The sequence below is a fragment of the Acinetobacter sp. 'aerobic (ED)' genome, assembly GCF_904886855.1.
Taxonomy (GTDB): domain Bacteria; phylum Pseudomonadota; class Gammaproteobacteria; order Pseudomonadales; family Moraxellaceae; genus Acinetobacter; species Acinetobacter courvalinii.
The window spans coordinates 73,087-86,244 of record NZ_CAJHGI010000004.1; the positions used below are offsets into that span (position 1 = coordinate 73,087).

A 13,158-nucleotide genomic window follows, 5' to 3' on the forward strand; every position below is an offset into this window, starting at 1 on the left:
GGCCAGACTGTACGATATTTATTAAACATTATCCACTGGATATTTCTTTTTCTAAGACTTCAAGAGAAAGAGAATCCTGCTTTGTTTTTCTCTTAACATCAATTTTCCATGCAAAATGTTTTGCCCATATCGAAGTTAATAAAGGTACCAAAATAGCGGATATAACGACACATGTCGCAATTAATGTCGTCGCAGCAGGTGCTACGTCTTTAAACTGAGGTGCAACTTGTGCAATCAACATCGGAGTGGCTGCGGCAGAACCAGCTGTACTCGAAGCTGCAACGCCTGCCACACCATTTCCCTTAGCCAATAAAATATCGGCAGGTATTAATACCAAAGCTGAAATCATAACAACACTGCCCCCCAAAATTACACCAGGAATACCCGTCTCTAGAATCAAGCTGAAATCAATACTGTTTCCTAATGCAAAACCAAAGAAAGGAATCATCACCTTGGCGGCTGGGGCAAAAAAGTTTCTAAGATTTTCGTCCAGATTCCCTAGCATAAAACCAAATAAAAAAGGTAATACCACACCAGCCAAATGGGCAGGATGAAAAGATGCTACGCCGGCAGAGCCAAGTATCAGCATGGTAAATAAGGGGCCAGATTCAATGCCAATTAAAGCACCAGCCGCAGCCTCTTCTTTACTGCCGTATTGCGAGGTTAAAGATGAAAATAATCCCGCATTGGTCATGTCAAATGCCACCACCAAGGCCAAAATAGAAAATCCTGCAAAAAAAGTACCCGTCAGCATCTCCGTTGGCAACATATATTGCCCAAGAATAAAAGCAATAATACAGGCAATACCAATTTTGGCGCCGATTAAGATACTGGCTTTACGCACGACTGTTCCTGTGGCCTTTAAATTAATGGAAGCACCGAGACAAAACGTCCATACAGCTAAAATGGGTACTGCTCCAGTAATCAATCCTTTGGTAAATGAACCAAAATACTCGGCCGTATTAGGCGCGAAGGTATGTATAGTTGCACCCAATAAGAGAGGAATGAGCATCATTCCACCAGGCACCTTATCAATGATTCTTTTTATTTCCATTTCACAATCTCCATCTTGTTCAATGACAATATTTTTCTAAATTTTTTCCATAAGACAGTTTACATCTGCGCCCCAATCATCCATGGCACAAATTCTTCTCCTCCTATCCCTAGCCCTTCACTCTTACTTTGCGCACCTGAGGCCACGCGAATTAACATTTCAAATATTTCCAGTCCTTTTTCTTCTACGGTTGATATGCCATCCATGATGTTTCCACAGTTAATATCCATATCATCAAGCATGTGCTCATACATTCTGCTATTCGTTGCGATTTTTATTGAAGGTACTGGTTTAGCTCCAAAACATGAACCACGCCCAGTGGTAAATGCGACCAGATTAGCACCACTGGCAATTTGCCCTGTCGCCCCCATTGGGTCATAACCTGGTGCATCCATGAAAACCAATCCCGTTGTATCAATCGGTTCTGCATATTTGTACACCCCCTTTAGAGGTGTTGAACCACTTTTTGCGACAGCTCCAAGTGACTTTTCTAAAATTGTTGTTAAGCCGCCCGCCTTATTCCCTGGCGTCGGATTATTATCAATACTACCTTTTTCTCTCTCTGCATAATTTTCCCAGGAGTGAATTAAAGAAACGAGTTTTTCTCCAATCTCAGCATTAATCGCCCGTTGAGTCAAAAGATGCTCTGCACCATAGATTTCCGGAGTTTCAGATAGAATGGCTGTGCCACCATGCCTGACCAGATGATCTACTGCAACACCTAAGGCTGGATTCGCCGTAATACCCGAGTAACCATCTGATCCGCCGCACTGTAAGGCAACACATAAATGTGATAAGGGTAAAGCTTCTCTCTGCACATGATTGGCTTCTGTCAACATCCCTGCCACCAACTCAATGCCCTTATCAATCGTTTTTTGGGTTCCCCCTTGTTCCTGCATGATTAAATGCTGTACGTTCTGGGTAATGCCTTGTTCTCTTGCTGCCAATAATGGTTTGAGCTGATTGGCTTCACATCCCAGCCCCACGATCAGCACACCTGCAAAATTCGCATGCTCCATATAACCTTTAATCGTTCTTCTTAATTGCTGCAAACCTTCTCCATGGTGATCGATACAGCAGCCAAAACTGTGCGATAACGCCACAACGCCATCAATATTGGGATAATTTTTAAGTATTTCGCTCTGATCAAAATATTGTGCGATTTTTTTCACAACTGTTGCTGAACAATTTACCGTACTAATGACACCAATATAATTCCGTGTAGCAACTCGGCCATCAGCACGCTTGATACCCCAAAAAGTCCGCTGTTGAATGGTTTCAACCAGTTTAACATTGCTACTGAATGCATAGTCCCGATCAAAACTTGCCATGGCTAGATTATGGGTATGAACATGCTCTCCTACAGCAATATCCTGACTCGCAAAACCAATAATCTGTCCATATCGAAATATAGGTTGATCTTTTAATATCGTTTTAACTGCAATCTTGTGAGCAGCGGGAATATCATTCACTGCTTTTAAATCTGCTGAAATATCTTGACCGGCATATAGGGCAACTCTTGCGATTGCAATATTATCGTCATCGTTTAATTTTAATATTTCATTACTCTTATTTATCATCTGCTTATCCTTTAGCTAACATCAATACGAAGCGTATTTCGGCGGGCTTATCAAACAAAAAAATTGTTGGATACATGCAGACTAAACTATTAAAATTATTATATATGTGATATCTATACTCGTGATTGTTTAATTTTTTTGGACAATAATGCAGTCACGTATCCCTTCTCTACATCTCATTCAGGCCTTTGATTCTGTGGTCAGGAATCATTCATTTACAAAAGCGGCAGAAGAATTGAATGTAACCAGAAGTACTATTTCGCATCGGGTTCAGACACTTGAAGATTTTTTAAAAATAAAACTATTTGAAAGAACAACTAGAAAAATTATATTAAGCACCTCAGGTGCAGCCTATTACCTTTCAGTCAAACAAGCGCTGATTGCATTAGATCATTTGGGCAGTCCTCATTCATCTGCACAAAGTAAGAAAAAGATTACCATTTCATCTCCTCCAACATTTGCAAATCACTATTTACTCCCCCAGATACGCTTGTTTCTAGAACAATATCCTCATGTAGAAATCGCAATTGATATCACCAAATCCCAGCTAAACTATGAGATATCCAATGTAGATTTTGATATTCGTTACGGTACAGGGGTTTATCCACGCATGTTGTCGCGGCAGATTACTAGAGATCAAATTTTTCCTGTATGCTCACCTTCTTATGCCTATAACCACAATATTAAAACCATAGCTTCTCTTAAAAGCTGTACTTTATTGAGAAGCTATCTTGAACCGTGGGAGCCTTGGTTTAAACATGCAGGTCTAGATTGCCCTGAACCGAACAACGGTCATCGTTTTGAAGATCTATCCTTATTATATAACGCAGCGGCGAATAGTTTGGGAGTCGCATTAGGCCGGGAATCTTTAGTCAAAAAACAAATTCAGGAGGGTACCCTGATCCAGCTTTTTGATCTCGCAGCAACACCAAAATTTCAATACTATGCCATTATTAATCCACAAAAAGAACTTTCTCAGGAAGCCAACCAGTTTTTAGACTGGATTAATATATGAATAGAGGAACACAAATAGAATAAATTACAATAATATAGAGGAATATTTTATCAGAAATGAGTATTTATATAAATTATGGAAAGTTAAATTTTATGAAAAAAACATATATAAGTTTTTTTATAGGCAATTGTTGCATTTTATCCGCTTGCTCCCCCACTCAATCAGAAAATGATAAATTAAATAGTTCATTGTCCTCATCTACTAATACCTCCTCATACGCTACCATAGCAAACGATATAGAAAACCAAGAAGTTTTTAGAAATAATTTACAGAAATGCCCAGCCAGCTCCTCTCCTATAATACAAACATTATTTCCGAGCACTTCTGATAGCACAACAAATGCTTGTGAAGATAATCAATCAAAATGTTATCAATTATGTTTAAAAAATGACGCCGTTGCTTGTTACTTTTCAGCCTTATCATTACAAGAAGCGAATTATAAACTTCCAGCCGAACAATTATTTCAAAGAAGTTGTGAACTCGGTGTTGCCTCAGGTTGTACCAACAGGGCTGCTGGAATGTTGAATTTTACAGAACACTTAACCGCTGAACAAAAAAAGTGTATTTTTTCAACATTTGAGAAAACCTGCGACTGGCGCGACCCTTGGGGATGTACCATGTTTGCAGACCAATTAATTTCTGAGGAAAATACTGAACCTAACTATAAAAAAGCTTTAAATGTTCTTAATTACAGTTGTAAATATGGAGAGGATGATCCAGCATGCCAATCAGCAAAAGAACTACAAAAATTTATCAATAGTAAACTTAAACAAAAATAAAAGTAGTGAGTGGCTCAATCTATGATTCAGCCACCATAGCCAAAAACTCTCAAATTTTGTAGAATACATTTTTTAAAACCATGGTGCTTTCTATGACCGCTTGGACACCTCATGTCACAGTCGCCACTGTAGTCGAAAAAGACGGACGCTTTCTGTTTGTTGAAGAGCACAGTGAAGGCTTTGTACATACCGTGTTTAATCAACCTGCAGGTCATGTAGAATGTGATGAAACCATTGTGCAGGCAGCGATCCGTGAGACCTTAGAAGAAACAGGTCATCACGTTGAAATCGATCACCTGCTTGGGATCTATACCTATACCCCACCGATGTTTCCAGATCGTACCTACTACCGTTTTTGCTTTCTGGCGCATGTGACGTCAGTTGAAGAAAATGCGCAACTGGATACAGGTATTGTTGCTGCAGTCTGGATGAATCTGGATGAGCTACAAGAATCAGCACGTGCGCGCAGTCCACTGGTTTTAAAAGCTGTTGAAGATGCCCTTGCTGGCAAGAAATATCCTTTATCGCTTATTTATGAGCACCCTTTCTCTCCCTCATTAACTTCTCATTTGGACGCTTAATTAGATGCAACAACGTGTCATCGTCGGTATGTCTGGTGGTGTAGATTCCTCTGTTTCTGCCGCATTATTACTTCAACAAGGATATCAGGTTGAAGGTCTTTTCATGAAAAACTGGGAAGAAGATGATGGTACGGAATACTGCACTGCACTTGAAGATCTGGCAGATGCTCAAGCCGTTGCAGATAAAATCGGCATCAAATTACATACGGCCAACTTTGCCATGGAATATTGGGATCGTGTCTTTGAGCACTTTCTGGCTGAATATGCTGCAGGTCGTACCCCCAATCCGGATATTCTGTGTAATAAAGAAATTAAATTCCGTGCGTTCCTCGACCATGCCATGACCCTAGGTGCAGATTTCATTGCAACAGGTCACTATGCACGCCGTGGCGCAAGCATGCAAAATTCCCGTGGCGAAACTTACGCACCCTTACTTCGTGGTGTCGATAACAATAAAGACCAGACCTATTTCCTGCATGCAGTTCATGGCCGTGAAATTAACAAGACCCTGTTCCCTGTCGGTGAAATCGAAAAACCGGAAGTTCGTCGTATTGCAGAACAGCTTAATTTAGCAACTGCCAAGAAGAAAGACTCAACGGGTATCTGTTTTATTGGTGAGCGTCGCTTTACTGACTTCCTTAAACAATACTTACCTGCGCAAGCTGGAAAAATTGTTTTGGAATCAGGTAAAGAAGTTGGTGAACATCACGGCTTGATGTACTATACGCTGGGTCAACGTGGTGGTATCGGTATCGGTGGGATGAAAGGTGTACAAGAAGGTGCATGGTTCGTACTCCATAAAGATATTGCCAATAACCGACTGGTGATTGGACAAGGACATGAACATCCGTTGATGCAAAGCACACAGCTCTGGAGCGAGACGATTGACTGGGTGGCTGGCGAACAGGACATTCCATCGGCTGGATTCCGCTGCACAGCAAAAACCCGTTATCGTCAACCTGATCAGGCATGTACAATTTACCGCGATGAACACACTGAAAATGGTATTCGTGTTGAATTTGATGAACCGCAACGCGCTGTAACACCAGGGCAAAGCGTGGTGTTCTACTCAGGAGAGGTTTGCTTAGGCGGTGGTGTGATTCACCATACCAATGCACCTGAACCGGATTTTATTTAAGGAAATTGGAAGCGAAGCATGGTCGAGTTACCCTTTCAGCACACGCAAGCGTTGAATGTCAGACAAAACCGTGCTTTGGCATTGGCAGCGGTGTTCCAGGCAACCCAGCTGACGCATATGACGGCGATGGCTGGACAGCAAAGTATTGGCGATAGTGGTAACTTTTATTTCGAACTGCTCATCAAGGCCAGTCTGAATATTCGACCGACGGCCAATAATGCCACGCAAACCCTCGATTTCTTTAATCAGCTGGCCGATATTTCCCTTGGCTTAAAAACATTAGAAGGCTGCATTACCCAGCCCTTTAATACGGCACCCAAATCCCGTGTTCCCAAAATGTCGACCGCTAAACTGCCAATGTCCTATGCAATGGCCTTATTGCAGCTGGAAAAGAAAGTCTACGGCAATCCTGAATACGTTAAAATCATTGAAACAGCCCAACAGAAAATCCTAAAACAACTCTCCTTTTTTGATAATAATTATTTGCATCCCAGCATTATTGCCAATCTCGCACAAACCTATGTTGAAACTGCGGGCCAAATTAATCCGCGCATTTTAGTCCGTGGTAATGCGGAAGCCTTTAAAGATATTAATCATACTAACCGTATTCGCGCTTGCCTGTTTACAGGCTTGCAGCTGGCCCATTTATGGAAACAGTCCGGCGGCAGCTCGTGGAGTATGATCTTTAGTAAACGCAAGTTATTGCAAGATATTCAAGCTCTCGCTCGTTTGCAGTATCAGGTGGTATAGCCGATATGCCAACGATTTTATTTTTATGTTTATTCCAAAATTAAGGAATCTGTATGAATGCTTTAACCGCACTCTCGCCACTTGATGGACGTTACGCTAGCAAATGCGATGCCCTACGCCCTTTTTTGTCTGAGTTTGGTTTAATCCACGCTCGTGTCACGGTTGAAGTGCGTTGGTTACAAGCACTTGCAAATCGTGCAGAAATCATCGAAGTTGCGCCATTTTCAAATGAAACCAATGCCGCGCTCGATGCGATTGTTAGCAACTTCTCTGAAGAAGATGCAAATCGCATTAAAGAAATCGAACGCACCACCAACCATGATGTAAAAGCGGTTGAATATTTCCTTAAAGAAAAAATTGCCAACATTGATGAATTGAAAAATGCAGGCGAGTTTATTCACTTTGCGTGCACATCAGAAGACATCAATAACCTGTCTCATGCATTAATGTTGAAAAATGGCCGTGAAGTTCTCGTGGCAAGCATGAAGCAGCTTCTTACTTCAATCTCGGCTTTGGCAACCACTCATGCTGAACAGCCAATGTTGTCTCGTACTCACGGTCAAACAGCAAGCCCAACTACATTGGGTAAAGAAATGGCAAACGTTGCTTACCGTTTAGCACGTCAAATCAAGCAATTTGAAAATGTTGAGTTACTAGGCAAAATCAATGGTGCAGTCGGTAACTACAACGCTCACCTCTCTGCTTACCCTGAAATTGACTGGGCTGCGCATGCACAAGCATTTGTTGAGTCTTTAGGCTTGGCATTTAACCCATACACCACGCAAATCGAGCCACATGACTACATGGCTGAATTGTTTGATGCATTACGTCGCTTTAATACGATTCTGATCGACTTTAACCGTGACGTTTGGGGTTATATCTCTCTCGGTTACTTCAAACAGAAGTTAAAAGATGGCGAAGTAGGTTCTTCAACCATGCCACATAAAGTCAACCCAATTGACTTTGAAAACTCTGAAGGTAACTTGGGTATTGCCAATGCGGTATTGGGCCACCTTGGTGAAAAGCTTCCTGTTTCTCGCTGGCAGCGTGACTTAACCGACTCAACCGTATTACGTAATATGGGTGTTGGTTTTGCACAAAGCTTGATTGCTTTTGATGCTTGCTTAAAAGGTGTAGGTAAACTTGAACTCAATGCTGCACGTTTAAATGAAGATTTGAACCAGGCACAAGAAGTTCTTGCAGAACCGATTCAAACGGTGATGCGCCGCTATAACGTTGAAAAGCCATACGAGAAATTAAAAGCCCTGACTCGTGGTCAAGCCATGACACGTGACATGATGGTCAACTTCGTGAAAGGTGATGAACTTGCTCAAGTTCCAGAAGACGAACGTACTCGCCTTGCTGAGCTTACGCCTGCAACCTACACAGGTAATGCAGCTGAACAAGCAAAACAGATCAACGATTTGATCAGCAAAATCTAAAAACGGATGCCATAAAAAGCAGAGCCTCGGCTCTGCTTTTTTTTTTAAACTGGGTCAGATTTTATCGCAACTGCGCAATCCTGCTCAAACATAGTCCATAGGTCTGGCTTTTAGCAGGTCCAGCTCCAGCATCTTTTTCTTTTTACGGCGATAGGCAATAAACAGGCCCAAAAACCAGATGGGTGAAACTGCCAAGGCAATCAAGGTATCATGATCCAGGGCCAGAATAACGATGGTAAATACTAAAAATGACATGGTAAACCAGGCCATAAACAGACCACCCGGCATTTTAAACTTAGATTGCTGATGCAACTCAGGAAACTTCTTACGATAGCAAATATAAGAAAGAATAATCAGTATAAAGGTAAAGACACATAAGATCGAAGTCAGCGCTGAAATGATGGTAAACGCTGTCATGACATTCGGTACAATAAATAAAATTGAAGTGCCGATGGTGACGCAAGCCATAGAGAAAACCAAACCGCGAATAGGCACTTTTCTTTTCGATAACTTACTAAAGCTTTTAGGCGCATCATTATCCAGAGACAAACCGTAGAGCATACGACTGGTCGCAAAAATACCGCTATTGGCTGAAGAAAGCGCCGAAGTTGCCACCACAAAATTGACCAGACCCGCCGCAATCGGTAAGCCAATCAAAGAGAACATCTCAACAAATGGACTTTTTTCTGGTGAAATTTTTGCCCAAGAAGTGACCGCAATAATACAGACCAATGCGCCGACATAAAACAACAGGATACGAAACGGAATAGAGTTAATGGCTTTAGGCAGTGATTTATGCGGATCTTTGGTTTCAGCGGCTGTGGTGCCGACCAGCTCAATCCCGACAAAGGCGAAGATTGCGATCTGAAAGCCAGCCAAGAAGCCAGTGAGGCCATAAGGAAACATCGATTCAGTTTCAAATACATGACTCATCGATGCTTTGACGCCACTTGGAGAAGTAAAGCCTGTACTAATCAGATATATCCCTGCAAGGATAAACAGGATAATGGCAGAGACCTTAATGAGAGAAAACCAGAATTCCAGCTCGCCAAACATTCGAACCGCGACAAAGTTCAAAATCGTCAAAATCGCCAGCGAGGTAAATGCAGGAATCCAGACCGGTATATCGGGGTACCAGAACTGCATATACCCCCCAATCACGATCACATCTGCAATGGCGGTAATAATCCAGTTGCCCCAATACGACCAGCCTAGGAAAAAGCCAGCCCAAGGACCGATATAAGCGGTTGCAAAATCGGCAAAGGTTTTAAAATTGGTATTGGCCAGCAATAGTTCACCCATTGCCCGCATTACAAAGAAAAAGAAAAAGCCGATAATTAAATAAGTTAAAACAATGGAAGTACCCGAAACACTTAAGGTTTTGCCAGAACCCATAAATAAACCGGTACCAATTGCACCACCAATCGCAATCATTTGAATATGACGATTGGTCAAAGAACGCTGTAACTTTTCCTCATCCTGCAGGTTCCCGGGCAGGTCTTCATCCTGAAGTTGCTTTTCTTTATTTTGACTCATGTAATCCTTACTCCAACTTACAACAACCGTTATAAGCACTTGATAAAAATATAATATTTTTAAACTGCTTTAATATAAAAATTCCATTTCGTTCAATAAAATTATTTTAAAATGAATGTATTAAGTCGTATTCACCTCACCAATCATGCTTTTTCATGTATGCGTTATCAGGGCACTAAAATCTATTGTTATTCGCCAAAAGTCCTTTAGGCGCAAGCATCATATCCTATTCCCTTGTCTCTTGAAGGTGAACTCACATCTTCCTGCTCAATTTACAAGCAATTAAACGTGAAATATATTTAATTATAAGGAGATTTTTTATGTAAATAATCGTTATAAGCCTTTACTGTACAGAACTTAAAATTTCATATCTATAGATTAAGCTCATAAAAAATACAATATAAATCAAATAAAATTCACGCTTAAAGATGCTGCAATATGCGAAAAGTCATTTTTTAATGTTTATGATGAACATTGATATTTAACACCCGAACCGAGTCATTATTTTTGATATGCAGCTGACGGGCCTGCTCTTCGGTCAATTTCACCAGATCATGATGTGGAGGGTTATAAATCAGGATTGCGCGATAATTATCATAATCATCATTAGCAACGATATACGGCTCATCATCTCCCGAAACCACATCAGATGGCTCAATCTGTACCTGCACCACATGACTGTCCTTAATCGCCCTTAAATTTTCGATATCAGCCTGTAAGGTTGCGCCCCCATCAAAGATATCGACATAACCCTTATAACGCAGCCCCTCTTCAATCAGGAGGTTATATGCAGGAACAGTATTCGGATGTACGGCACCAATCACGGCTTTGGCTTCATCAGGCAGCATATCGACATAAAGTGGATGGCGCGGCATCAATTCTGCAATAAATGCCTTTTTGCCAGTCCCACTGAGATAATCCGCTTTGGTAAAGTCCATATCAAAGAATCTATGACCGACTGCATCCCAAAAGGGTGAACGCCCATTTTCATCCGAAAAACCACGCATTTCGGCAACAATGGTTTCTTCAAAATATTGTCTAAAGGCGGACAGAAATAAAAAACGGACTTTGGACAGAAATTTGCCATTTTTATTTAAGCGATAATCAGGATCGAGGAATAAAGTACACAGCTCACTACAGTTGGTATGGTTATTACTGAGATACAAGGTCGGCAGCGCTTTATACACATTCAAAGGCTCGGAGGAATGAACTTGTGTCCCGACATGGAAATTATACCAAGGCTCTTTTAAACCAAGTGCCACCTCAATACCACAAACACCGACCACTTTATCCAGTTCGGTATCTTCCAGTACAAATAAATAGCCCTGCTCCGATTTATCTAATTTGCCCTGTACCGTTTTTACGGCCCGATCAATACGGGCAGCCAGCATTTCCATATCAGGTTGTAAGGAGGTTAAACCAAAGCCTGCTTTTTGTGCTAAGCGGTAAAGATCATGAATATCTTTTTGCTCAATATAGCGGATAATCATCATGCGATTGGATCCTTATTTTGAGAACGATCTTGATGATCTTCATGTATCACCTCATCCCAATGACGCTGTCCTTGCTGAACCATGCACAATAGCAACATTTCTTATTCCTTAATTATTAAATTTTCCCTAGCCAGACCAATTTTCGGCTGAGCTAACTTTCATTATGCAAGTCTTTTTTTGACCACTTTCATCAACCTGAAACCAAATGCAAATAGCATGACGCCAGGTATATTCAGGTTGCTTACTCTATTATTCAAAAACTAATTGCCATACAAAATTTAAAATTAAGCAAAAAATGAGCTGTTTTTTAGCAATTTATTCATTGACAGTGACAATGTGAAAAATTTTTATCATTAGAAAGCCATACCAAAGACCCTGAGCGAAACATCATTAAATCGATTAACTAAAAATTTCAATCAAGAGCATTAATATCGGGATTGCGTACTACATCCAACTCATTTCTATCGCATAATATGCCGATCAGAAATTAAAGGTTCATATGATGGTTGAAAAAGCTGACAGTCAAATACTTGATACTGAAATCGCTCGTTTACTGCTGAAGCAAAGAAAAAGTAAGGGATGGACGGTTGCTGAATTAGCGCAATATTCAGGTGTCAGCCAAGCCATGATCAGCAAGGTTGAGCGCGGGGCGTCCAGTCCCAGTGCAGCCATCCTCAGTCGTTTGGCCAGTGCCTTGGGTATTACCCTATCCAAATTGTTTGCAGAAGCTGAACTCAGCCAAAATATACCTGTATTGGTCTCTAAAAAATCGCAACAACACTATTGGACAGACACACAATTAGGACTTACCCGCTGGTCAATCTCGCCCGCAGGCGCAAATCCGGAAATGATTAAAGTCGAAGTTCCACCGGCAGGACAATTCAGCATTCCTGCAAGCGCATACCAGCACCTGAATGGTCAAACCATTTGGGTATTAAGCGGACAACTTGATATTCAAGTTGATACACAACGCTTTCATCTGGAAACTGGAGATTGCATCGCACTCACTCAACCTGCAGATTGCCAATTAACCAATCCTGATAATCAACAACCTTGTATTTATATGGTGAGTTTTAGCCAGAAACAGAGTTAGCAATGAATGGTCAAAACCAGCTTTTCCCCCATTCAGCTAATCCAATATCAATAATTTAATAAAAATAGCATTAAGCCTTGGGTTTAAACGCAAGATGCAATAATGGATAGGCTCGGCCTTGACTATCAAGTTCTGAGCGTCCTGTTACCTGAAATCCGAGATGTTGATAAAACCCAATTGCCTGCTGGTTCTGCTCATTCACATCAATGGTGAGATTAGGATATAAGGTTAAAGCATGGGACACCAAAAACTTTCCAACGCCTTGTCCACGGGCTATGGCATCAATGAACAATGCTTCCATATGCCCTTCATGCAAGAACATAAAGCCCAGCGGTTGATCATCCGGATTTACAGCAACCCATACCGGTGTCTCCGAAAAAAAGCCGATCACCTCTTTTTCAATTTCAAGACGATCTTCAGGCTTAAGAAACTGGTGAGTTGCATCGACCGAACTTTTCCAGATTGCGACTACCTTAGCGCCCTCATCCGGACGTGACATACGAATGTCTAACATTTTATATCTCTTCACATTAACTTAAAAACTGGGCAAAAAATTCCTCTAGAATGAATCATCCACCATGAATTTAATTTACTATAGTGAATAAATAATTACAATAGTAATAAAAATAAAGTCTTTTTACCTATCCATTCTGTTCAGTGGGAAATCGTCATTTTAAATTTTTCAAATCTATAAAAA

At 41.0% G+C, this 13,158-nt stretch carries 12 protein-coding genes; 7 read left to right on the top strand and 5 right to left on the bottom strand.

What is annotated here, in order from left to right; genetic code table 11:
- Positions 1–28: 28 nt before the first annotated feature.
- Together JO943_RS09180 and JO943_RS09185 are read right to left on the bottom strand one after the other, a co-directional pair.
- Positions 29–1,054: a 2-keto-3-deoxygluconate permease gene (locus JO943_RS09180; RefSeq protein WP_199973581.1), complete on the bottom strand. Its 1,026-nt coding sequence runs from the start codon at positions 1,052–1,054 to the stop codon at positions 29–31.
- Between the two features lie 59 nt (positions 1,055–1,113).
- Complete coding sequence (locus tag JO943_RS09185) at positions 1,114–2,634, bottom strand: UxaA family hydrolase (RefSeq protein WP_199973580.1); 1,521 nt, start codon at positions 2,632–2,634, stop codon at positions 1,114–1,116.
- A 148-nt stretch (positions 2,635–2,782) separates the two neighbouring features.
- Here JO943_RS09185 and JO943_RS09190 point away from each other — a divergent pair, with 148 nt between their 5' ends.
- The 6 genes from JO943_RS09190 to purB all read left to right on the top strand — a co-directional run bounded on the left by JO943_RS09190 (position 2,783) and on the right by purB (position 8,339).
- The gene (locus JO943_RS09190; RefSeq protein ID WP_202740611.1) at positions 2,783–3,649 is read left to right on the top strand and encodes a LysR substrate-binding domain-containing protein; all 867 of its coding nucleotides are present in this window, start codon (positions 2,783–2,785) and stop codon (positions 3,647–3,649) included.
- A gap of 92 nt (positions 3,650–3,741) precedes the next feature.
- A complete protein-coding gene (locus JO943_RS09195) occupies positions 3,742–4,428 on the top strand; it encodes a hypothetical protein (protein ID WP_202740612.1) in 687 nt (228 codons plus the stop codon).
- 92 nt (positions 4,429–4,520) lie between these two features.
- Positions 4,521–5,009: an NUDIX hydrolase gene (locus tag JO943_RS09200; RefSeq protein WP_005231405.1), complete on the top strand. Its 489-nt coding sequence runs from the start codon at positions 4,521–4,523 to the stop codon at positions 5,007–5,009.
- A gap of 4 nt (positions 5,010–5,013) precedes the next feature.
- Positions 5,014–6,147, top strand: coding sequence for a tRNA 2-thiouridine(34) synthase MnmA (gene mnmA / locus JO943_RS09205; RefSeq protein WP_202740613.1), 1,134 nt, complete (start codon positions 5,014–5,016; stop codon positions 6,145–6,147).
- 18 nt (positions 6,148–6,165) lie between these two features.
- Positions 6,166–6,897: a high frequency lysogenization protein HflD gene (gene hflD, locus JO943_RS09210; RefSeq protein ID WP_005231407.1), complete on the top strand. Its 732-nt coding sequence runs from the start codon at positions 6,166–6,168 to the stop codon at positions 6,895–6,897.
- 53 nt (positions 6,898–6,950) lie between these two features.
- Positions 6,951–8,339 carry an adenylosuccinate lyase gene (purB, locus tag JO943_RS09215; protein WP_202740614.1) on the top strand — a complete coding sequence of 463 codons (1,389 nt, stop codon included), beginning with the start codon at positions 6,951–6,953 and terminating at the stop codon, positions 8,337–8,339.
- A gap of 84 nt (positions 8,340–8,423) precedes the next feature.
- Here purB and JO943_RS09220 read toward each other — a convergent pair whose 3' ends face one another.
- Positions 8,424–9,875, bottom strand: a complete 1,452-nt coding sequence (locus JO943_RS09220) for an amino acid permease (protein WP_202740615.1) — start codon at positions 9,873–9,875, stop codon at positions 8,424–8,426.
- A gap of 455 nt (positions 9,876–10,330) precedes the next feature.
- Positions 10,331–11,368 (bottom strand): arginine N-succinyltransferase, encoded by a 1,038-nt coding sequence (gene astA / locus JO943_RS09225; RefSeq protein ID WP_202740616.1) that lies wholly within the window; start codon positions 11,366–11,368, stop codon positions 10,331–10,333.
- A 502-nt stretch (positions 11,369–11,870) separates the two neighbouring features.
- Here astA and JO943_RS09230 point away from each other — a divergent pair.
- Positions 11,871–12,461 (top strand): helix-turn-helix domain-containing protein, encoded by a 591-nt coding sequence (locus JO943_RS09230; protein ID WP_202740803.1) that lies wholly within the window; start codon positions 11,871–11,873, stop codon positions 12,459–12,461.
- 70 nt (positions 12,462–12,531) lie between these two features.
- Here JO943_RS09230 and JO943_RS09235 read toward each other — a convergent pair whose 3' ends face one another.
- A complete protein-coding gene (locus tag JO943_RS09235; protein WP_202740617.1) occupies positions 12,532–12,975 on the bottom strand; it encodes an acetyltransferase in 444 nt (147 codons plus the stop codon).
- Between the last annotated feature and the right edge of the window lie 183 nt (positions 12,976–13,158).

Coding starts and splice junctions, on each gene's coding strand:
- mnmA (WP_202740613.1), top strand. CDS start 5,014: ATGCAACAACGTGTCATCGTCGGTATGTCTGGTGGTGTAGATTCCTCT.
- JO943_RS09200 (WP_005231405.1), top strand. CDS start 4,521: ATGACCGCTTGGACACCTCATGTCACAGTCGCCACTGTAGTCGAAAAA.
- JO943_RS09195 (WP_202740612.1), top strand. CDS start 3,742: ATGAAAAAAACATATATAAGTTTTTTTATAGGCAATTGTTGCATTTTA.
- JO943_RS09190 (WP_202740611.1), top strand. CDS start 2,783: ATGCAGTCACGTATCCCTTCTCTACATCTCATTCAGGCCTTTGATTCT.
- JO943_RS09220 (WP_202740615.1), bottom strand. CDS start 9,875: ATGAGTCAAAATAAAGAAAAGCAACTTCAGGATGAAGACCTGCCCGGG.
- astA (WP_202740616.1), bottom strand. CDS start 11,368: ATGATGATTATCCGCTATATTGAGCAAAAAGATATTCATGATCTTTAC.
- hflD (WP_005231407.1), top strand. CDS start 6,166: ATGGTCGAGTTACCCTTTCAGCACACGCAAGCGTTGAATGTCAGACAA.
- JO943_RS09180 (WP_199973581.1), bottom strand. CDS start 1,054: ATGGAAATAAAAAGAATCATTGATAAGGTGCCTGGTGGAATGATGCTC.
- JO943_RS09235 (WP_202740617.1), bottom strand. CDS start 12,975: ATGTTAGACATTCGTATGTCACGTCCGGATGAGGGCGCTAAGGTAGTC.
- JO943_RS09230 (WP_202740803.1), top strand. CDS start 11,871: ATGGTTGAAAAAGCTGACAGTCAAATACTTGATACTGAAATCGCTCGT.
- purB (WP_202740614.1), top strand. CDS start 6,951: ATGAATGCTTTAACCGCACTCTCGCCACTTGATGGACGTTACGCTAGC.
- JO943_RS09185 (WP_199973580.1), bottom strand. CDS start 2,634: ATGATAAATAAGAGTAATGAAATATTAAAATTAAACGATGACGATAAT.